Genomic DNA, 21,470 nt, shown 5'->3' with positions numbered 1-21,470 from the left:
GCCGGGTCGGCCGCTGGGCGTTGCCCGTGGCAACGCGGAGACGCTGTAATCGCGAGGGCGGTGACGTGAGCAAACGGCCAACGACGGCGAACTCCTTCCTGTCGCGTCTGCGTCGGCCGGCCGGTCGGCTCCGTGACATGCCGATCTGGTCCAAGCTCGGGCTGATCATGATCGTGCCGACCATCGCCACGGTCGTCGTGGGCACCAGCGGACTGGTGGACCACCTGCAGACGCTCAACAACGCCAACCGGGCCGGTGACCTGGCCAACCTGGTGGGTTACTCAGGCGACCTCGTCAACACCCTCCAGGACGAGCGCACCAACGCCGTCCTCCTGCTCGGTTCGCCCAAGGGGCAGGCCCGCGCCCAATACCAGGAGGCGTACAACCGGGTCAACCAGCGGGTCGACCAGTCCAAGGCGCCGTACTCGCAGCAGCGTGCCGAGATCGAGGGACTGCCGTCCTCCCTGGAGACGCAGCTCGACCGGATCGACAGCGACCTGACCGAGATGCCCGGCATCCGCAGCCAGGTCTACAACGGCAAGCTGCGGCTCAGCGAGGCGGTCAGCCGGTACACCGGCCTGATCAACAATCTGATCACCATCCGTGACTCGGCCACCCAGCTCGCCGGCGACAACGACCTCAGCGACCAGATGCGCGCCGCCGCCGCGATGGCCCGCGCCAAGGAGTACGCCTCCGTCCGCCGGATCGCGGTGCACCAGGTGCTGCTCCAGAAGGCGTACACCCCGGCCCTGCGTGAGCTGTACATCTCCAGCAACACCGGTGAGCAGCAGGCCCTGCAGAGCTTCCAGGCCGTGGCGAGCCGCGCCGAACGCGAGTTCCAGGACCAGACCGTCTCCGGCTCCGACCGGCGGCAGGCCGACATCTACGCCGGCCAGGTCAGCGCGCTCAACGGCGACAAGCTCGACGGCATCACCTTCAGCACCGACCAGTGGGACGCGGCCATGGTCGCGTACGCCCAGCTCAACCGGGCCGTCGAGGTGCGCCTGGACAGCGACGTGGTGGCCAAGGCCGACGAGCTGCGCTCCGACGTGCAGCGTCAGGTCTTCCTGGAGACCGGCCTGCTGCTGAGCATGCTGCTGCTGGCGATCCTCTTCGCCTACCTGGTCGCCCGGTCGATGGCCCGCTCCCTGCGGGAACTACGCCAGGGTGCCCTGTCCATCGCCCAGTTCGGCCTGCCGCAGGCCGTGGCGCGGCTACGCGACCCGCAGTTCACCGGTCAGCAGTCCCCGGACCAGCTGGCCAACCAGATCGCCGAGCCGCTGCCGGTCCGCAGCCGCGACGAGTTCGGCCAGGTGACCGAGGCGTTCAACGCCGTCCACCTGGAGGCCGTCCGGACGGCCGCCGAGCAGGCTGCGCTCCGCTCCTCGGTCGCGACGATGTTCGTCAACCTCGCCCGCCGTTCGCAGATCCTGGTCGACCGGCTGATCGGCCACCTCGACCGGCTGGAACGCGGCGAGGAGGACCCCGACCGCCTGGCCGAGCTGTTCCAGCTCGACCACCTGGCCACCCGGATGCGCCGCAACGACGAGAACCTGCTGGTCCTCGCCGGTGCCGACTCGACCCGCGTGCAGCGCGAACCGGCCGCCCTGATCGACGTGCTGCGCGCCGCCCAGTCCGAGGTCGAGCACTACACCCGGATCGAGTTCGGGGTCATCGACCGGGACATCGAGGTCTCCGCGCACGCGGTCAACGATCTGGTGCACCTGGTCGCCGAGCTGTTCGACAACGCGACCGCGTTCTCCCCACCGGACTCCCAGGTGATGGTCGAGGCCCGTCGGGTCGGCGACCGCGCGTCGCTCTACGTGGAGGACCGGGGCATCGGCATCAGCGCCGAGCAGCTGACCGACCTCAACGAGCGGCTCGCCACGCCACCCCAGGTCGACGTGGCCGTCTCCCGGATGATGGGCCTGGTCGTGGTGGCCCGGCTGGCGTCCCGGCACGGCGTCAAGGTCGAGCTGCGTCCCGGCACCGACCGGGGCACCGTGGCCGAGGTCGTCCTGCCCACGTCGGTGCTGGTGCCCCGTGCGCTCACCGGCCGGGCCCCCGGCACGCCGGGCCTGCCGGCCGGCCCGCAGTTCGGCGGCGGGTCCGCCCCGGCCTTCGGTGGTGCGGCCCCGGCCTTCGGTGGCTCCGGTGCCGCGCCGGCCTTCGGCGGTGCCGGCACCTCACCGGCCTTCGGCGCGCTTCCCGCCCTCGGCAACGGCCAGCCGCCGGCCCCCCGGGCGGGCGACTCCGGCAACCAGGTCACCCTCGGCGGTCGGCCCTTCGACCCGGCACCGCGCAACGGTTCGCCCGCCCCCGCCAACGGCGGGCGCGGAATGCCCGCCTGGTCCGACCTCACCGGCGCCAGCGGGATCAACGGTGGCGACGGCTTCACCAACCCACGGGCCACCAACGGGCACGCGATCGACCCGCTGCCGCAGCGGCGGAGCACCGACGACCCGGACAGCACCGGGCAGCAGCCGGTCATTCCGCGCCAGCTGCCGAGCAGCCCCGAGGCCCGTCCGTACAGCTCCCCGCCGGTGCCGCCGGTGTCGGCCCCGCCGCTGCCGCCCGCGTACCCGGTCGCCCCGGTGTCCGGCCAGCCCGTCTCGGGCCAGCCGGTCTCCGGTTACCCGGTGTCCGGTCAACCGGTCTCGGGTCAGCCCGTCTCGGGTCAGCCGACGTCCGGTTACCCGGTGTCGGGCCAGCCCGCCCCGGGCTACCCGGTGTCGGCGTCCCCGTACGCCGGTCAGCCGGGCCCAGTCGCGCCGGTCTCCGGGTCGCCCACCGGTCCGCTGCCGTCCCGGCCCACCTCGGGCGGGGCCGCGCCGGGCGCCGCCGCCCCGCCGGCCTGGCCGCCGGTCGCGAACCCGGACCGGGACACGGCCACCCCGCCGGTTCCCGAGCGGCTCGCCGCCGCGCTGGACATGACCACCGAGCTGCCCCGGGTGCCCCGATCCGAGCCGGCAGCACCGGTCACGCGGCAGCCCGCCCCGCCGGTGCGGACCGCCCAGACGACGCCGGCCAACCGGCCGTCGGCACCGCAGCAGGTTCCCCAGCAGCGGTACGCGGACGAGACGATGGAGCTGCCGATCTTCCGGGAGCTGGAGTCGGCCTGGTTCCGTACCCGTAAGCCCGGCCCCGAGGACGCGGCCGGTGCCAAGCAGGCGGCCAACGGCACGACGGCGGCCCACGCAGCCGTCGACACCGCCGGTCACCCGGCCCAGTACACCGCACCAGGGACGACAGGTAGCGCACCGATGGCAGACACTGCGCCGGCCGGGGGCGTGCCGCGTGACAACGGGTCGACAGTGAACGGTGGCGGGTTCCCCGGTCGGGGCGAGGGCCCGGCGAACCGACGTTCCGCCGCGCCGCCCGCCGGCTGGCAGACCGCCGCCGACGAGGGCTGGCGGGCCGCGGTGGCTGCGACCGAAGCACCGGTTTCCGGCACCACCCAGACCGGTCTGCCGAAGCGGACGCCGATGGCGCAGCTCGTGCCGGGGGCTATCGAGAAGCCGACCACGTCGGTGCAGCGGCGGACGCCGGAAGCGGTCAGGGGTCTGCTCTCGGCCTACCATCGAGGTGTGCAACGCGGCCGGACCACCTCGGACAACCCCACCAACCCGGACGCGACTCCGGGCGGGCAGCAATCCTCGTCGTCTGGCTCCGGCCTGGCGGGCGGGAGCGGGCAGAAGGAGCATGAAGGATGACAACTACGCAGGATCTGGGTTGGCTGCTGGCCAACTTCGCCGACCGGGTGCCGGGTGTCGCGCACGCGGTCGCGGTCTCCGCCGACGGCCTGCTCCTCGCTTCGTCGCGTGACCTGCCCCGGGACCGGGCCGACCAGCTGGCCGCGATCGCGTCCGGCCTGGTCAGCCTGACCCAGGGCGCGGCCCGCTGCTTCGAGGGCGGCGCGGTGTTGCAGACCGTCGTCGAGATGGACAACGGTTTCCTGTTCCTGATGTCCATCTCGGACGGGTCGTCGTTCGCCGTCCTGGCCGCGCGCAGCTGCGACGTCGGTCAGGTCGGGTACGAGATGGCGCTACTGGTCGACCGGGTCGGTGACGCGCTCACGCCGCAGGCCCGTACGGCTGTCGGGATGATGGGCTGACCGGGCTGACCGCCTGGTCGGCACGGGACGACAAGAACGACGGGTTCCACCGGGTGAGAGCCGGTGCCGGGGACGAAGGAGGTGAGCGGCGACATGGTCGATCGTGACGAACCGACAGGGGCGTTGGTCCGACCGTACGCCGTGACCCGTGGTCGTACCCGTCCCCGGCTCGACATCGCCTTGGAGGCGCTCGTCGAGACGACGGTGCGCGGTCGCGCTGCTGCCGGTGGCAACGGCGGTCAGGGCCGGGAGCACCAGTACATCGCCGCGCTGTGTGACGGACGTGTGCAGTCGCTCGCCGAAATCGCGGCGCGGATGCAGCTTCCGCTCGGCGTGGCCCGGGTGCTCATCGCCGACATGGCGACGGACGGCCTGGTCGCGGTCCACGAGCCGACCATCTTGGACGACTCGGACGACGCGGTGGGCACTGAACTGCTGGAGAGGGTGCTGAGTGGACTTCGCAGGCTCTGACATGTCGCAGCGGCCGCCTGCCCCGAACGGGCGCGTGACGTCGGCGAAGATCGTTATCGCCGGTGGGTTCGGCGTCGGCAAGACGACGCTGGTCGGCTCGGTCTCGGAGATCACGCCGCTGACCACCGAGGCCATCATGACCTCTGCCGGTGTGGGCGTCGACGACACCCGGCAGGTGCCGGGCAAGACGACGACCACGGTGGCGATGGACTTCGGCCGTATCTCGATCGACCGGGATCTGATCCTGTACCTGTTCGGTACGCCCGGCCAGACACGGTTCTGGTTCATGTGGGACGAACTGGTCCGGGGTGCCATCGGTGCCGTGGTGCTGGTCGACACCCGCCGGTTGGCCGACTGCTTCGCGGCGATCGACTTCTTCGAGCACCGGCGGCTGCCGTACCTGGTGGCGATCAACTGCTTCGACGGGATGCAGTACCACGATCCGCAGGACGTCCGGGACGCGCTGGCGATCTCGACCGACGTGCCGGTGGTCGCCTGCGACGCCCGTAACCGGGAGTCGACCAAGCACGTGCTGATCTCGTTGGTCGAGTATGTGCTGACCATGCGCCGTTCGCGAGCGGTCGCGCCGGCCTGACCGACTCCGTACGCGCCCGGTGGCGGCTTCGGCCGCGACCGGGCGCGTCCGTGTTTCCCGGCCCGGTACGCCGGGAGCCGGCTGGCGGCTCTCCGTGCCCCGCGCGGCTGGCGGCCCACGCGCCACGAGAGGCAGGTCCCCGGCGGTCGTGTCCGCATGGCGTGGTGGGGATGCCCGGGGCTGGGCGCAGAGGTGTGGCGCCCCAGCCGGTGCCCTGGCTCTGCGGGCCGGTTCTGCGGGCCGCTGCGCGGATCGAGGCCTGGGAGGACCCCTTGGGGGTGGGGCGGGTGCGTTGAGGGCCGCACAACGGCGCTGGCCCGACCGGATGAACCGGTCGGGCCAGCGGTGAGCCGTCAGAGGGTCAGGACCGGTAGCCGGCGGAGCGGAACTCGTACTCCCGGTCGTCGTCCCGCTCGGTCGGGTCGCGGCTGAAGTCCCAGCCGCCGGCTGCTTCGCGGCCGGGCCGGCCGCCGACGGCGAAACCGCCGATCTCCTGGCCGCGACGCCAACCACGGAAGTAACCGGTGGTGTTCTCGGCGAGGCTCGCCGCGTCCCGGACGATCCGCAGCGGACGCTCCTCGCGCAGCGGCGACCCGGGCACGAGGTTGGCCTGCGGCACCCGCTTGGGCAGCCCGGCGGAGGTCTCCGCGCCGACGGCCGGCTGCGCCACCTTCTCGGCGGCCTGCCAGCCGGTGTCGGCGGTCGACGACCACTCCAGGTCGCTCTCGTCGCTGTGCCCGACGAACCAGGCCGACTTGGCCTGGGCGAAGATCAGCAGGTCGCCGTCGCCCTCGTCGGAGACGGGCGGCGGGCGGTGCTCCATCGGTGCGGGACGGCGCTCGACCGGCTCCGGTCGCCGTTCCAGGCCCGGCCGTTCACCCCGCGCCGGCCGCTCGACCCGGTCGAGCAGCTCCGGCCGCTCCGCCCGGTCCAGACGTTCCGGGCGGTCAGTGCGGTCCAGCCGGTCGGCGGGGCGGTCCAGCCGACCCGGCCGCTCGGCCCGGGTGGGGCGGTCCAGCTGCTCCGCCCGGTCGGCCCGGTGGGGCCGTCCGGCCCGGCCGGCCTCGTCCCGGTCCACCAGCCGCAGCGGCGGGGTGTCCAGGTGCGGGTCGGCGGGGGTGTCCAGCCCGTCGCGCAGGGCCCGGTCGGCCAGCGGCGGCGGCTCCACCAGCCGCAACATCGGCGGCTCCTGCGGCAGGTCGTCGGCGAGCCACGGCGGGGTGATGCGACGGCCGGCACCGGCGTCGGTGGGCGCGTCGGCCGACCGGCCGCCCCGCTCGCCGTACGCCGGCACCACCGGGTTGTTGGCGGAGCTGTCGGCCGGATCCTCCGGGTTGTTGACCAGCGGCCAGTTCGCCCGCGAGCCGGGCGGGGCGGTGGGCTGCTCCGGCTCGGGCCGGCTGACCGGCACCGGGACGTTCAGGTCGGTGGCGCTGAATCCGCCGGTGGGGGCGGAGAGCGCACCGGCGGTCTTCGGCCGGGGCGGGATCACGGTGCGCTGCCGCTCGGCGCGGGCGTTGTTGATCGCGGCGGTGGTCAGCGTCGGCCGGAACGGCTCACCGGCCTCGGCGGGCGGCACGGTGCCGCGCTGTGCCGGAGCGATCGGGGTAATCCCCGGGGGAGGCGGCGGCGGAGCCGAGACCGGCCGGTTCGTCGGGGCGTCCATCCCGCGACGGATCGGCGGGATCATGGTGGTCGGAGCATCCGACCCGCGATGGGCCGCCGGCATGCCCGGGTCGGTACGCGCGGGCGGCACCGAGGTCGGCAGGCCGGCCGCAGCGGCCGGGGTGACCGGTGCCGGGGCTACCGGCGGCGGCGTGATCGGGGCGGGTGCCACCGGCGGCGGGCCGAGCGGTCGGGGCGCGGCCGGCATGCCACTGCCGGGGACCGGCTCGGGACGGCTACGGCGGCCGGTCGGTACCGGCGGCGCCGGCTCGGCGGGCCGGACCGGACGCAGCCCGGGGCCGGTGCCGCTGATCCCGGTCAGCTCGGCGACCTGCTCGCCCCGACGGGCGGCGGCGCGGCGACCGGGCAACGGGCTCGGGACGCTGACCCGGGTGGCGAGCGCGCCCACCAGGGCCTCGCATCCGGCGTCACAGGCGCGCACCGCGGCGACCGACTGCCGGACGGTCTCGGCGACGGCGGAGGTGAGCGCACGGTTGACGGTGGCCCGGCGCGGGGTCTCGGAGACGGCCACCCGCAGCGCGGTGACCGCCGCCTCGATCTCCCCGGCCTCGGCGACCCCGTCGGCGGTGAGCCGTGCGGTGACCGCCTCGGCGGCCACCGACATGTCCCGGCCCCGGGCCGACGTGCCGGTGAGCATGTTCGGCTCGGGCAACGCGTCGAGGACGGCCAGCGCCACCGGCTCGGCCGGGTCCGGGTAGGCCCGCAGGGCCGCCGGGTAGAGCTCGCGGAGCACCTCGCGCAGGGCCACGGCGGCGGAGTGCCGGCCGCTGGACAGGGCGGCGTGGGCGGAGAGGACCTGCTTGAACCCGGCCAGGTCCCGGGGTGCCGGGAGGGTGACCGCGGAGAGCGCGCCCGCCTGGAGGGCACGGGCCAGGCCCACCGCCCGCCGCTCGGCCGGCGCGGACTGCATCTCCTCCAGGGAGTCGTCGTCGGCGAACCGCTCGGCGAAGTCGTCGACCGAGTCGTCGTCGGCGATCGCGAGTGGACGGCCGGCCGCGCTCAGCAGTGAGGTGACCGCGTGGTCGTCGCTGTCGGCCGCGATCGCCACGCCGCTCGGCCCGCCCGACCGCTCCACGAACAGCGTGACTAGCCGGGCGTAACCGGCCGCGTCGTCGCTGATCTCGTGGACATGCAGCAGACGGCCTGCGTCGTCGACCACGGCGGACGTCAGCGTCGATCCGGCCGAGGCCGGTCGGTCGGTCGGATCTGCCGAGGCCAGACCGCAGTACACGCGCACGAGCGCCAAGGCGTCGTCCTCCTCCCGGGACACCGGTCTATTCACTGCCAGCCACTGATGCTCCCCGCTCGGGGTCAGTCGCGCCAGTCCACGACGGCAGAGATCTTGCCGACAATGGTGCGCCATCCCAAGCTTGCGGTCTGGGCCCCGATTTTTTTCAGCCGCCTACGGCCGAGAAATCCACCGACTCCGCCGTTGACAGAAGCGCGGAGCGCCTCGTCGAGGTCGTCCAGGCTCGAACCGGCCGAGAGCATGTCCAGCACGGCGGGTAGCCGCAGCGCGTACGACAGGTCGCGGGCGACCTCACCGGCCTCGATGAGCAGGGTCGGGTCCCACGTGTCGTGCCCGCCGCGCAGGTTCTCCACGACCAGGTCGAGCTCGTAGGTGTCCTCGTCGCGCGGGGCGATGTCGGCGGGCTCCACCCGTTCGGACAGTTCATTCCAACCGTCCAGTTGAGACAGGTCGTTGGGCGCGCCGGAGCGGATGAAGCTGACCAACGACTCGGGCGTCTTGAACAGCAGCAGCCGGCCCTTGTGGCTCAGGAAGACCGGCACCTCCTCGTCGCCCTCGGCGTCGGCTTCCTCGTCGCCGTCGCCGTCGCCGTCGCCGTCGGTGTCCGTGTCGTCGTCGGTGGCATCGGCGTCCGGGTCGACGGTGTCGGTGTCCGCGTCGGCGGCGTCGCGCTTGCGGTCGGCCCGCTTGCCGTCGCCCTCGGCCTTGGTGTCCGCCTCGTCGTCCTCGGCCGTGAGGGCGGCGAACTCCTCGTCGAGGATGATCACCTCGTCGTCGTCCTCGGCCTCGACGACCTGACGCCGGGCCAGGAAGGGGTCGTCCTCGTCGCGCTCGACGACGTCCGTCGGGGTCAGCTCGCGTGCCGGCCGGTACGCCCGGAGCGTGAAGCCGGTGCCGGCGGGCAGGGCGATCTCGACCGGATCGATGTTCAGCTCGTCCCAGAGCGAGCGGTCGACCGGGCCGGGCTCCACGTCGGGCCCGGTCGGCCCATCGGTGTCGCCGAGCTCGGGTTCGTCGGCGTCGGGCCGTTGGGGCGACTGGCGGGCCACGCTGACCTCCGTGTGCGTCGGGTTTAACCATCCGGCGACCGCGCGGTCGCCGAGTGACTCTGGGCACATACCCTAATGGGCGTCCCTGCGTCGGCGGACCCCGCACCCCGGCGGCACCGCGAACCCGCACCTCGGCGGCGCTGTGAACCCGCACCCCGGTGGCGTCCGGGGCCCGTGTCCCGCTGGCGGTCCGGCGGGTCGACAAGTAGCGTAACTACACATGAAGGCTCAGGCGTTGCACGGTCACCTCGACGCCCTGCTCCTGGCCGTGCTGGAGCAGGGGGAGCTGCACGGATACGCCGTCATCGAGGCACTGCGCGTCCGCAGTGACGGGCAGCTCGACCTGCCGACCGGCACCATCTACCCCGCGTTGCGTCGGCTGGAGCGGGCCGGCCACGTGGCCAGCTCCTGGAGCACCGTCAACGGTCGGGAGCGGCGCACCTACCGGCTCACCGACTCCGGCCGGGCGTCGCTGGCCGGTGAACGGGCCGGCTGGCGCGAGTTCAGCGCGACCGTCGGCCGGTTCCTCGACCCCGCCGCCCCACCCCCCGGCCCGGCCTGACCGCCGGCCCGGCCCCGACTTGGCCGCGGCCGGGCCGTCGCCGGGGACGCGGCGTCAGCGGGTGGCCACCAGCCACAGCCGGGTGGCCCGGAAGAGCGTGAAGTAGGCGGCACCGGCCAGCACCGACCCGATGATCATCGGCGGCCAGGTCAGGGCCGCGTCCCACAGCCCGGCCGACCAGGCGAACAGCGCCACCCCGGCGACCGCGCCGACGACCAGCGTGCCGGCCAGCCCGAGCCCGAGCAGCCGCTCGGCCGGCGGGCCGCTGCGGCCCCGCCGGGCCGCCCAGCGCCCGCCCAGCAGGGCCGCCAGCGCCAACCCGGCCACGACCAGCCAGATCCCGTCCACCGAAGCGGCGAGCACCTGGTAGCCCGGCGGCGGGGGCGGCCCGCCGCTCCAGCTCGACCCCTGCCAGGTCAGGTCACCGCCGAGGGTCAGCACCACGGCGATCAGCAGCGCCCGCCGGGACAGCCCGCGCAACGCCCCGGCGGCGAGTTCCGCCTGGTACGTCGGGGCCAGCTCGGCAGGTGTGCCGAAGTCGGCCACGGCCCGCCGCTCGGCCTCCCGCGCCGGCAGCCCCCGCTCCCGGTACGCCTCGGTGGCGTCGTCCAGCGCGTCGCGTACCTCGCGGAGCATTTCGGTCCGTAGCCGTGCCGGACCCCGCAGCCGGGACCCCAGATCCCGCAGCCGCTCGTCGATCGCCGTCCCGTCGCAGGCACGCATGGCACCACCCTGTCACGTGCCGGTGCGCCCGCGCGTCGGGGAGATCCCCGGACCCGCGCCCCGGGGCCGGGGCCCGGGACGCCGCGCCGGGTCAGGGCGTCAGGGCCAGGTAGCCGCGTTCGGCGGCCGCCTGGAGCAGCCACTGGTCCCGGTACCAGCCGGGGGCGGCGACCAGCTCGGTGTGCCGTCCCCGCTGGACGACCCGCCCGGCGTCGAGCACCACGATCTCGTCCAGCCCGGCCAGGCCGCTGAGCCGGTGAGTGATCACCAGCACCGAGCGTCCGGCGGGGGTGGCCGCCAGCGTCCCGGCGAGCACCGCGTCGGCGGCGACCGGGTCGAGCCCCTCGGTCGGCTCGTCCAGCACCAGGACGCCGGGCGCGGCGAGCAGTGCCCGGGCCAGCGCGAGCCGCTGCCGCTGCCCACCGGAGAGCTGACCGCCCTCCTCACCGACGACGGTGTCCCAACCGTCCGGCTGTTCGCGTACCCAGTCCAGCAGGCCGGCGGCGCGGGTCGCGTCGACCAGCTCCGCCTCGCCCGCGTCCGGTCGGCCGAGCAGCAGGTTCTCCCGGACCGAGGCGTGGAAGACGTACGCCTCGGCGAGCAGGCCACCGACCGCCCGGGGCAACTCCTCGGGCGGGTACGCCGAGACGTCCCGGCCGGCGAGGGTGACCCGGCCGGCGTCGGGTCGTACCGCCCCGGTCAGCACGGCGGCCAGGGTGCTCTTGCCCGCCCCGCTCGGCCCGACCACCGCGATCCGGCGTCCGGCGGGCAGGTCGAGGTCGAACCCGGCCAGCGCCGGGGCGGCCCCCTCCCGGTACCGGACGACGACCCCCTCGAACCGCACGTCGGGCCCGGTCGTGGTCGCGTCCACCGGGACGCTGTCCGCCGCGTCGGTGCCGGGTTCCGGGGTCGGCCGCTGCCGACCGGGCCCGACCGCGGGATCATCGTCGGGGGCGTCGTCGAGCAGGGCGGCCACCCGGGCCAGGCCGGCGCGGAGCTGGGTGTGCTGACGCGCCGCGCCGACCAGCGCCAACGCGATCTCCACCGCGGCGAGGGTGCCGACGGCGAGCACCCCCACCAGCACCCCGGACACGTCGGCGCGGAGCGCGGCGAGCACCACCCCGGCGGCGGTCAGCCCCGCCACCAGCACCCCGGCCGCGTCCACCGCGAACCCGGTCGCGGCGAGCCGACGCTCCAGCCGGGCCAACCGGTCGGCGCGCCGGGTCGCGGCCCGCAGCGCCTGCCCGGTGGCCCCGAAGGCGGCCAGGTCGGCGGCACCGTGGGTGAGGTCGACGGCGTCGGTGGCGAGTGCGCCGCGCAGCGGCGCGACCTCGTCGGCGGCCCGGCGGGTCAGCGCGGTGGCCAGCACCGGCAGCGCCACCCCGGCGACCAGCAACCCGACCGCGAGCACCCCGGCGGCGGGCAGCGAGACCAGCGCGGTCCCGCCGACGGCCAGCACCCCGACCAGGGCGGCCGCCGCCCCGGGCACGAGCACCCGCAGCAGCAGGTCCTGGACGGCCTCGACGTCGGAGACCAGCCGGCTCAGGGCGTCCCCGCTGCGCTGGCCGGCCGGCCCCCGACGGGCGGCGAGGCTGGCGAAGACCCGGGCCCGGACGTCGGTGATCATGCGGAGCACGGCGTCGTGACCGGCGAGCCGTTCGGTGTAGCGCAGCACCCCCCGGCTGACGGCCAGCGCCCGGACGGCGACGATGGCGACGGTGAGCCGGTCCAGCGGTGGCTGGCCGGCGGCGCTCATCAGCAGCCAGGTGGCGGTGGCCATCAGGGCCAGCCCGGCGAGTTCGGTGGCCGACGCGAGCAGCCCGGCCCCGACCAGCCGGCCCAGGTACGGCCGGGCCAGCCGCAGCACCACCCGCTCGGGTCCGGTGCTCGGCGGCGGGCCTCCCGCGCCGGGGGGAGGGGCGGTGCTCATCGGCCGGCCTCCGCGGTCGGGGTCAGCTCGGTGACCCGGCCGGCGTCGACGTGCAGCACCCGGTCGGCGTCGGCCAGCAGGGCCGGCCGGTGCGCCACCAGCAGGGCGGTACGCCCGGCGACCAGCCGCCGGGTGGCGTCCAGGACGATCGTCTCGCTCGCCGTGTCCAGCCGGGCGGTCGGCTCGTCGAGCAGCACCAGCGGGGCGTCCCGGAGGAAGGCACGGGCCAGGGCGACCCGCTGCCGCTGGCCGCTGGACAGCCCGTGGCCGCGCTCGCCGAGCAGCGTGCCCAGCCCGTCGGGCAGGGCCGTCACCACCTCGTCCAGCGCGGCGTCGGTGACCGCGCGGGCCAGGTCGGCGTCGGGGGTGTCGGGTGCGCCGAGCCGGATGTTGTCGGCAAGCGTGGCGGCGAACAGGTGGGCCCGCTGCGGCACCCAGGCGATCTGCCGACGCCAGTCGTCGCAGTCGACGTCGGCCAGGTCGACCCCGGCCACGGTGATCCGGCCGGCGGTCGGGGTGACGAAGCCGAGCAGCAGGCCGAGCAGGGTGCTCTTGCCGGCGCCGCTCGGCCCGACGACGGCGATCCGTTCGCCGGGCCGGATGGTGAGCGTGACGTCCCGCAGGGCGGTGGTGCGCTCGTAGGCGACGGTGACGCCGGAGAAGACGATCTCGCCGTCGCCGGACGGCGTCCGGACGCGTCCGGTGGCCACCGGGGCATCCCCGGCCGGTACGGCGGAGACGGTCAGTGCCTCGTCCAGCGCCGTCAGCCCCTCCATGCTGGCGTGGAACCGGCTGCCGGCGGCCCGCAACGGCAGGTACGCCTCCGGGGTGAGCAGCAGCACCAGCAGCGCGGTGGCCAGGGTGATCCCGCCGTCGAGCAGCCGGATGCCGACCGGCACCGCGACCAGCGCCACCGACAGGGTGGCGACCAGCTCCAGCACCAGCGCGGAGAGGAAGGCGATCCGCAGCGTCCCCATGGTGGCCACGCGGTGCCCGTCGGCCATCCGGCGGACCACCCTGGTCTGCGCCCGGGCCCGGCCGAACGCGCGCAGGGTGGGCAGCCCGGCGACCATGTCGAGGAAGTGCCCGCCGAGCATCGACAGCCGCCGCCACTGCCGTTCGGTGGCGGCCTGCGCCTGCCAGCCGAGCAGCGCGCCGAAGACCGGGATCAGCGGGAGGGTCAGCACGATGATCAGCGCCGAACTCCAGTCGGCGAAGACCAGCCGGGCGAGCACGGCGGCGGGCACGGTGACGCTGAGCACGAGTTGGGGGAGGTAGCCGGTGAAGTAGGCGTCCAGGGCGTCGAGGCCGCGCCCGGTGAGGGTGGCGAGCTGTCCGGCCCGCTGGCCGGCGACCCAGCCGGGCCCGTGCCGGCCGACGGCGGCGAGCAGGTCGGCGCGGAGCGTCGCCTTCACGGTGGCGGCGGCCCGTGCGGCGACGGTGCCCTGCCCCCAGGTGACCAGGGCCCGGCCGCCGACGGCGGCGACGAAGCCGGCCAGCGCGCCGGTGTCCAGCCGGCCGTCGATGCCGGCGGCGAGCACCGTGGCCAGGGCGGTGGCCTGCCCGACGACCAGCAGCGCGGTGAGCCCGCCGAGGGCCGCGAGCACGGCGAGGTCGCGCCGGGCCGCGGGGACCCGGCGCAGCAGACGCGGGTCGAAGGGACGGCGGTTCACCAGTACACCGGTGCCCTGCCGTCGGTCCGTCCCCGGAACACCCACCAGCACATCGCCTGGAAGCCTAGTAGGGCCGGCAGGAGGGGCAGCAGCAGCCAGCCCAGCAGCTGCGACGTCGGCCCGCTGGCCGCCGCGTCGGTGACGGTCAGGGTGGCTGCCGGGTCGACCGTGGAGACCAGCACCGCCGGCCAGCGGGCGGCACCGACGAGGGCCACCGGTAGCGCGAGGGTCGCGCCGGTGGCGGCCAGGGCCACCCCGGGCCGACCCCGGCGCAGCGCCGCGCGGGCCGCCAGCAGCGCCCCGACCAGCACCACCACCAGCAGTACGGCGGGCAGCGGCTGGCGGGTCGCCGCGCGTACCCGGTCGGAGAGCAGGCCCAGCGTGGTGGCCGTGGTGACCGCGACGAGCGCCCCGACGAGCAGCCGACGGGCCAGCCGGGCGGTCGCCGGGGCGTCGGCGGCCGGCAGGCGCAGGGTGAGGAACGTCGCACCGTGTGCGGCGGCCAGGGCGAGCAGGGCGAGCCCGGTGGCGGCGACGAACGGGGTGGCCAGGTGGGTCTGCCCGGCGACGTGGCCGGTGGCGTCGATCGGCAGGCCCTGGAGCAGCCCGGCGAGCAGGGCGCCCCAGCCGAAGGCGGCCAGCGCGCTGCCGGCCACGATCACCCGGTCCCAGGCCCGGCGGGCGGTCGGGCCGGCGGGCCGGCTGCGGAGCTGCACCCCGACGGTGACCAGGATCACCCCGGCCAGCGCCCCGGCCACGGCGGGGTAGTGGCCGGAGAGGAGTTCGCCCTCCAGGGTGGGGAACGCGCCGAAGAGGATGCCGACGGTGGCCACCAGCCACACCTCGTTGCCGAGGAGGAACGGGCCGAGCGCGGTGAGCCGGGCGCGGTGGGCGGTCGGGGTGTCGCGCCGGGCGAGCAGCAACCCCACCCCGTAGTCGTAGCCGGCGAGGACGAGGTAGCCGGCGAAGAAGAGGCCGAGCAGGGCGTACCAGAGCAGGGGCATCGGGGGGTCCTGTCAGGCGAAGGCGGGGGTGGGGTGACGCGCGTCGTCGGGCGTGCCGGGCGGGCGGCCGAGCGCCGGGTCGACCGCGCCCCGGGCGGCGTGCCGGGCGAGCAGCGTCCAGTTGGTGACGGCGAGCGCGCCGAGCAGCAGGCTGAAGCCGATCAGTGAGGCGAACATCAGGCCCGGGTCGACGCGGGAGACGGCCTCGTCGCTGGGGAGCAGCCCGTACGCGGCCCAGGGCTGCCGGCCGACCTCCCGGGCGAGCCAGCCGAGGATCACCGCGACGAACGGCAGCGGCAGGGCGAGCAGGACGAGCCAGAGCGGGAATCGCAGCCGGATCATCCAGTCCCGCCAGAGCAGCGGCAGCAGCAGCCAGACGCAGCCCAGGGTGAACCCGATGAGGATCATGAAGCCGAGCCCGACGTTGGACAGCACCGGCGGGGTGTAGTCGCCGGGGCCGAACCGGGTGGTCCACTCGGCGATCCGGGCGTCGGCGGTCGGGCCGGCGTCGAACTTGGTGGGTTGCAGCTCGCCGACCGGGCCGAACTGGGCGAAGCCGAACCCCTGCACCAGGCTGACCGACAGGGCGGCGGTGACCAGCCCGATCCGCAGTGAGGTGCGGTGCAGGGCGAAGTCGGCGGTCCGTCGGATGAGGTGCCAGGCGCTGACGGAGGCCATCAGCATGCCGCCGGTGAGCAGGCTGGCGGCGATCACGTGGCCCAGCGCCATGCCGAGGGTGGGGTTGGTGAGCAGCGCTCCGAAGTCGGTCAGGTGGGCGACCCCGTCCCGGACCCGGTAACCGACCGGGTGCTGGAGCCAGGCGTTCGCCACCATGATCCAGAAGGCCGAGGCGTACGCGGTGAGCGCGACCCCCCAGAGCAGCGCCAGGTGTACGCCGCGCCGCAGCCGGTGCCAGCCGAAGATCCACATGCCGAGGAACGTCGACTCCAGGAAGAACGCCACGAGCGTCTCGATCGCCAGCGGGGCCCCGAAGACGTTGCCGACGTAGCGCGACAGCCCGCTCCAGTTCAGCCCGAACTGGAACTCCAGCACGAGGCCGCTGGCGATGCCGAGCACGTAGTTGATCACGTAGAGCTGGCCCCAGAAGCGGGTCATCCGCTCCCACTTCGGGTCCCCGGTGAGTGCCCAGGTCGTCTGGAGGCCGACCAGCAGGGTGACCAGGCCGATGGTGACCGCCACGAAGAGGAAGTGGAGGGAGGTGGTGGTGGCGAACTGGAGGCGCGCGAGGAGCAGGGTGTCCATGAACCTCTCCACTGGTAGTCCCGCTTGTCGTAGCAATGCTACACGTAGCTTGGCTACCTATAGGCGCGTGCGGAAGCGCCGCCCGGTACCCGGGGCGTCAGCTCAGGAACAGCGAGATCGGCAAAGCGGCCAGGGTGGTCGTCACCACCAGCGCGGTGGCCCCGAGCAGCCGGGGCGGCCGGTCCGCGACCAGCAGCCGCTGCACCCGTACGTCGATGTCCCGGTCACCGAGACCGAGCGTGCCGGCCGGGGTGATCCGGTGCCCGGCGGCGGCGAACCGGCGCAGCGCCCCCGCCAGCGGCGCCTCGGCGTGCAGCGCACGGGCCTTGTCGTCGGCCCGCATCTCGACCAGCAGGGCGACCCGCTCGTGGGCGGCGCCCACCCAGCGGAACCACGGCAGCGCGCGGCGCAGCGCGGTGAACGGCAACAGCACCAGGTCGTGCCGCTCCTGGGCGTGCGCCCGCTCGTGGGCGAGCACCGCCGCCAACTCGGCCCGGTCCAGCAGGCTGAGGGTGCCGGCGCTGACCACCACCCGGGGCCGCACCCCGGGCAGGCAGTACGCGGCGGCACCGGGATGGTCGAGCACCAGCGCGCCGGGGATCGCCGGGTCCCGGCGGGCGACCAGGGTGAGCAGGTCCCGGTGCCGACGCTGCGCCCGCACCGTGGAGTGCACGCTGCGGACGGTCGTGCCGAGCAGCACCGCGCCGATGCCGAAACCCACCCCCACCAGGCCCAGGTGGACGGCGGTCACCCCGGCCGGCAGGGTGCCGTGGGCCAGGTCGTCGGCGAGGGCCAGCAGCGCCCCGCCGGTCGGCCGGTCGTACGCGGTCAGTCCCAGCGCCATCGGCAGGCCCATCGCGGACAGGCCGAGCGCCAACCCGACCGCCTGCCAGCAGACGATCGCCACCCGGGGGGCCCGCCACGTCCAGGTGGCGCGGGCCAGCACCTGGGCGGTCAGCCAGCAGGCCAGGACCGCCCCGGCGAAGTGCACGGCGTACGCCACGGCGGCCGCCCTACCGGTCCGTGGCCTCGTCGACGGCCCTGGCCCGGCCGGCGCGCGGATCCCCGACCCGGTCGGTCAGCCCGGCCCCGGTCGACCCGGCGTCGGGCCCGGCCGGTGCCGGGTCGGTCAGCCCCGCCTCCGCGCCGAGCGCCGCCCGCAGCACCTCGGCCTCGGTGCCGGTCACCGAGCGGGCGAAACGCACCAGTGCGGCGTCCCGGCTGCCACCGAGGTCGAGGGCGTCGAGCATGAGCTGGGCGATGTGCGCCTCGCGGCTGGCGGCGGCCCGGTAGCGCCAGGCCCGCCCCTCGCGTTCGCGCTGCACCATGCCCTTGCCGGCGAGCCGGTCCAGCACGGTCATCACCGTCGTGTACGCCAACTCGCGCCCGTCCAGCGCCTCGGCGACCTCGCGCACGGTCACCCCGTCCGACGTGCCCGGGACCCCGTCCCAGAGCACGTCCATCACCGCCCGCTCAAGATCGCCCAACCGAGTCACCAGGTAATCCTACCCCCGGTAGTACGACCGGTTGTCGGACCACCTGACGACCCGGAGGCGGGTGGCCCCTCGGGCCGGTGCGGACGCCGGTCGATCGAGGCCGACCGGGGCCGTTCGGACCTGATCCGGCCCGGCGCTGTCCGTTGCCGGACCGTCCACTGTCGGAGGTCCGACCCCGGCTGGTAGACGATCTCCAGTCTGTGAAGGAGGCACCGTGAAGGCTCACGTCCGTCGGCTGACCGTCGTCCTCGCCGCGACGGCTCTCGGGTCGTTCCCGGCCGTGCCGGCGTCCGCCGCCGGGGTGCCGGCCGCCCCCGTCTCCGTCGCGGCCGAGGTCGACGGGCTGGCCCTGCGGGTCGAGTGGACACCTCCCACCGACCGCAGCGGCATCACCGGCTACCGGGTGAGCACGGTCCCCGCCGGGCTCTCCCTCGACCTTCCGGCCGACGCGCACCGCGCCGTGCTCGCCGGGGTGCGCCCGAACACCGGCTACGTCGCCCAGGTGACCGCCCTGGCCGGGGCCGAGCAGTCGACCCCCACCCGGGCCGGTGGGGCCGTCACGGTGACCGCGCCGGGCGGTTCCCTGGTCGCGGTGCCCCCGGCCCGGCTGCTGGACACCCGCGCCGGGCTGGGCGCGCCGGCCGGTGCCACCCGGCAGGTGACCCTGACCGTGGCCGGGCGGGGTGGCGTCCCCGCTACGGCGGTGGCGGCGGTGGCGTTGAACGTCACGGTCACCGCCCCGGCCGGCGGCGGCTTCGTCACGGCGTACCCGGGCGGTACGGCCCGACCGACGGCCTCGAACGTGAACTACGCCCGGGGGCAGACGGTGGCCAACCTGGTCGTGGTGCCGGTCGGCGCGGACGGCACCGTCGTGCTCTACTCGTCCGCCCCGACCCACCTCGTGGCCGACGTCGCCGGCTGGTTCTCCACGGCCGGTACGGCCTCACCCGCCGCCGGCCTGTTCCACGGCCTTGCCCCCGCCCGCCTGGTCGACACCCGCAGCGGGCTCGGCGGAACCACCCCCGGCCCGGACGGGCAGCTCGACGTCCAGGTGACCGGGGCCGGCGGGGTGCCCGCCTCCGGGGTGTCGGCCGTGGTGCTCAACACCACCGTGGCCGGCGCCGACACCGCCGGTTTCGTGACGGCCTACCCGGCGGGGCAGCCCCGCCCGACCGCCTCGACGCTGAACTTCGTGGCGCGGCAGGTCCTCGCCAACCGGGTCATCGTGCCCGTCGGGGCCGACGGCAGGGTGAGCTTCTACAACCGGGCCGGGTCGACCCCGCTCGTCGTCGACGTCACCGGCTGGTTCAGCGACGGGTCGGACCCGTCGGTCGGTGGGGCCTACCTGGCCAGCGTCCCACCGACCCGGATCGTCGACACCCGCAGCGGCCTGGGGGCCGCGAAGGGGCCGGTCACCGGGGGTGCCTCGCTCCCGGTGGCCGTGGCGGGCCGGGCCGGCCTTCCGGCGGCCACCGCCGCGTTGCCACCCACCGGGTTGGTCGCCAACGTGACGGCGGTCCAGCCGACCAGCGCCGGGTTCCTGACCGTCTATCCGTCCGTCACCGCCCGACCGACCGCCTCGGACCTCAACTTCACCCCGGGCGCGGTGGTGCCCAACCTCTCCGTCGCCCCGCTCGGTGTCGACGGCGGCGCGCTGGTGCACAACTCGGCCGGTGCCACCCACGTCGTCGTGGACGTGGTCGGCTACTTCCTCGGCGACACGGCGGTGCCCAGCAGCACCCGCCAGGTGAGCGCCGGTGACGTCCGCGCGGTGACCGGCGCACCCGACGGTGACCGCCAGGTGGTGCTGGCCCCGACGGCGGCGACGCCGCAACCGGGTGAGGTGCTGTCCGCCGGGCCCGGCGCGGCGACCCCCGACGGGCTGCTGGTCAGGGTCGTCGACACGGGCACCGACGCCCAGGGCAACCGGGTGCTGGCCACCGAACCGGCGACGTTGCAGGAGGCGTTCGGGGCCGGGCACTTCGCGATGTCGGCCCCGCTGTCCGCCGACGACGTCGTGGCCGCCGGCACCCCGGCCGGGGCGGGGCCGGCCGCCCTGACCCCGGACCGGTTACGGCGGAGGCTCGCCGGTCGGGAGGCGACCAGCCCGGTGGGGCAGGGCATCAACCGGACGGTGAGCTGCTCCGGGGGCGGCTCGGTCGCGGTGGTGGGGAGTGTCAGCGTCAGCCCGTCGGTCGACCTGGCGGTCGAGTGGGGCTGGTTCTCGGTGCAGTCGGTGACGTTCACCGGCACCCTCTCCCAGGACGCCGCGCTGACCGCCACCGCGAAGGCGGCGAGCGGCTGCCACCTCGGGCCGGTGCCGCTGCTGCCCACGCCGATCCGGTTCACGCCGATCACGTTCAGCATCGGGCCGGTGCCGGTGGTGGTCACCCCGCAGGTGCAGTTCTACCTGTCGGCCGAGGGCACCGTCAGCGCCCAGGTCACCGCCGGTGCCACCCAGCACGCCGAGGGCACGCTGGGGCTGTCCTGGTCCGGGGCCAACGGCCTGCGACCGATCGCCCGTACGAACAGCAGCTTCACCTACACGACGCCCACCCCGACCGGCGGCGCGTCGGTGGCCGCGCGGGTGGGCCCCCGGCTCGAACTCTTCCTGTACGGGGTGGCCGGCCCGTACCTGACGGCGGACGGCACCGTCGGCCTGTCGGCGAATCCGGCGGCCGAACCGTGGTGGACGCTGACCGGTGGCCTGGACGCCGGAGCGGGCATCGCCCTGCCCTCGCTCGGCTTCGACCAGAGCAATCCGTCGATCCTGCGTTACCGCCGGACCCTCGCCCACGCCCCCTGGCCGCAGCACCTCTACGCGGTGGAGTGCGTGAGCAGCGACTGCTACACCACGCTGCGCCTGGTGCAGACCGACGACCGGGGTGGCGCGCGGCGGCAGATCGGCGGGACCTTCTCCGGCGGCGTGATGGGCCTGGCGGTCAACCCGGCCGGCACCGAGGTGATCTACCAGCGGACCTTCTCCGGCCGGGGCAAGCCGCTCTTCGTCCGCAACGTGGCGACCGGGCAGGACCGTCAGCTCACCGCGCAGGACCCGAAGTGCACAGGCATCGACACGTTCGACACGTTCCCGGTGTGGTCCCCGAACGGCGCGACCGTCAGCTTCTCCCGCAGCAGCAGCTTCGGTAACTACACCTGCCCGTCGGACGGCGTCTACGTCGTCCCCGCCGGTGGCGGCACCCCGACCCGGGTCAGCGCCAACCGGTGGGACGGGCCGCCGTCCTGGAACCCGACCAGCGACCGGTGGGCGGTGACCACCGCCACCCAGCCGGCGACGCTCTACACCAGCGCCCCCAACGGCAGCGGGAAGAAGACCCTCTACACCGGAGGCCGCGACGAGGGCTTCAGCCCCGCCGCCTGGTCGCCGGACGGCGCGACGATCGCCTTCGGCACGGTCAACGGCCGGGTGTACGGCTACTCGCCGGCCGGCGCCCGGCTGTGGAGCCTGACGCCGGCCAACTACTGCACCGGCTATCCGGTGTCCTGGGCCCGGGACGGCGAGTCCGTCTTCTACCTCGGCTGCCAGTCGGGAAACAGCTCCCGCACCGTCTACCGGGTCAACGCGGCCAACGGTGCGGCCCCCGCCCCGATCACGTTCGACCGCCCGGTCGTCGCGCTGGCGGTGGGCCGCTGA

General features: G+C 75.1%; 15 protein-coding genes. 6 read left to right on the top strand and 9 right to left on the bottom strand.

Features of this window, described 5'->3' with window-relative positions; all coding sequences use genetic code 11:
* The first annotated feature begins 65 nt into the window (after positions 1-65).
* The 4 genes from ACN265_RS27500 (at position 66) to ACN265_RS27485 (ending at position 5,180) form a co-directional block, all read left to right on the top strand.
* Positions 66-3,713, top strand: a complete 3,648-nt coding sequence (locus ACN265_RS27500) for a nitrate- and nitrite sensing domain-containing protein (RefSeq protein ID WP_421410525.1) — start codon at positions 66-68, stop codon at positions 3,711-3,713.
* The gene (locus ACN265_RS27495; RefSeq protein WP_067304724.1) at positions 3,710-4,114 is read left to right on the top strand and encodes a roadblock/LC7 domain-containing protein; all 405 of its coding nucleotides are present in this window, start codon (positions 3,710-3,712) and stop codon (positions 4,112-4,114) included. The genes ACN265_RS27500 and ACN265_RS27495 overlap by 4 nt, the downstream gene beginning before the upstream one ends.
* 93 nt (positions 4,115-4,207) lie before the next feature.
* Positions 4,208-4,585, top strand: coding sequence for a DUF742 domain-containing protein (locus ACN265_RS27490; RefSeq protein ID WP_088643989.1), 378 nt, complete (start codon positions 4,208-4,210; stop codon positions 4,583-4,585).
* Between the two features lies 1 nt (position 4,586).
* The gene (locus ACN265_RS27485; protein ID WP_088643912.1) at positions 4,587-5,180 is read left to right on the top strand and encodes a GTP-binding protein; all 594 of its coding nucleotides are present in this window, start codon (positions 4,587-4,589) and stop codon (positions 5,178-5,180) included.
* 361 nt (positions 5,181-5,541) lie between these two features.
* On the opposite strand, the gene ACN265_RS27480 is transcribed toward ACN265_RS27485, so the two are convergent.
* The gene (locus tag ACN265_RS27480; protein WP_421410522.1) at positions 5,542-8,136 is read right to left on the bottom strand and encodes a transposase; all 2,595 of its coding nucleotides are present in this window, start codon (positions 8,134-8,136) and stop codon (positions 5,542-5,544) included.
* A 41-nt stretch (positions 8,137-8,177) separates the two neighbouring features.
* Positions 8,178-9,233: a DNA primase gene (locus ACN265_RS27475; RefSeq protein WP_421410520.1), complete on the bottom strand. Its 1,056-nt coding sequence runs from the start codon at positions 9,231-9,233 to the stop codon at positions 8,178-8,180.
* A gap of 151 nt (positions 9,234-9,384) precedes the next feature.
* On the opposite strand from ACN265_RS27475, the gene ACN265_RS27470 reads away from it, so the two are divergent.
* Positions 9,385-9,726 (top strand): PadR family transcriptional regulator, encoded by a 342-nt coding sequence (locus tag ACN265_RS27470; RefSeq protein WP_204927430.1) that lies wholly within the window; start codon positions 9,385-9,387, stop codon positions 9,724-9,726.
* 54 nt (positions 9,727-9,780) lie between these two features.
* On the opposite strand, the gene ACN265_RS27465 is transcribed toward ACN265_RS27470, so the two are convergent.
* The 7 genes from ACN265_RS27465 to ACN265_RS27435 form a co-directional block, all read right to left on the bottom strand.
* Complete coding sequence (locus ACN265_RS27465; RefSeq protein WP_357929047.1) at positions 9,781-10,449, bottom strand: permease prefix domain 1-containing protein; 669 nt, start codon at positions 10,447-10,449, stop codon at positions 9,781-9,783.
* 91 nt (positions 10,450-10,540) lie between these two features.
* Positions 10,541-12,379 carry a thiol reductant ABC exporter subunit CydC gene (gene cydC, locus ACN265_RS27460; protein ID WP_421410518.1) on the bottom strand — a complete coding sequence of 613 codons (1,839 nt, stop codon included), beginning with the start codon at positions 12,377-12,379 and terminating at the stop codon, positions 10,541-10,543.
* Complete coding sequence (gene cydD, locus ACN265_RS27455) at positions 12,376-14,052, bottom strand: thiol reductant ABC exporter subunit CydD (protein WP_421410516.1); 1,677 nt, start codon at positions 14,050-14,052, stop codon at positions 12,376-12,378. Before cydD ends, cydC begins: the two co-directional genes overlap by 4 nt.
* Positions 14,049-15,056: a cytochrome d ubiquinol oxidase subunit II gene (locus ACN265_RS27450; RefSeq protein WP_421410515.1), complete on the bottom strand. Its 1,008-nt coding sequence runs from the start codon at positions 15,054-15,056 to the stop codon at positions 14,049-14,051. Before ACN265_RS27450 ends, cydD begins: the two co-directional genes overlap by 4 nt.
* A 12-nt stretch (positions 15,057-15,068) precedes the next feature.
* Complete coding sequence (locus tag ACN265_RS27445; RefSeq protein WP_421410514.1) at positions 15,069-16,319, bottom strand: cytochrome ubiquinol oxidase subunit I; 1,251 nt, start codon at positions 16,317-16,319, stop codon at positions 15,069-15,071.
* 97 nt (positions 16,320-16,416) lie between these two features.
* Positions 16,417-17,322, bottom strand: a complete 906-nt coding sequence (locus tag ACN265_RS27440) for a M56 family metallopeptidase (RefSeq protein ID WP_421410513.1) — start codon at positions 17,320-17,322, stop codon at positions 16,417-16,419.
* Positions 17,323-17,332: 10 nt separating this feature from the next.
* Positions 17,333-17,815 carry a BlaI/MecI/CopY family transcriptional regulator gene (locus ACN265_RS27435; protein ID WP_204927437.1) on the bottom strand — a complete coding sequence of 161 codons (483 nt, stop codon included), beginning with the start codon at positions 17,813-17,815 and terminating at the stop codon, positions 17,333-17,335.
* Positions 17,816-18,029: 214 nt separating this feature from the next.
* On the opposite strand from ACN265_RS27435, the gene ACN265_RS27430 reads away from it, so the two are divergent.
* Entirely contained in the window at positions 18,030-21,470 is a 3,441-nt protein-coding gene (locus ACN265_RS27430) for a fibronectin type III domain-containing protein (RefSeq protein WP_421410512.1), read from the top strand.

Source organism: Micromonospora sp. WMMD730, assembly GCF_049178955.1.
Taxonomy (GTDB): domain Bacteria; phylum Actinomycetota; class Actinomycetes; order Mycobacteriales; family Micromonosporaceae; genus Micromonospora; species Micromonospora wenchangensis.
Note: the sequence above shows the minus strand (reverse complement) of the source record. Positions and strands in the feature narration are given on the sequence as shown.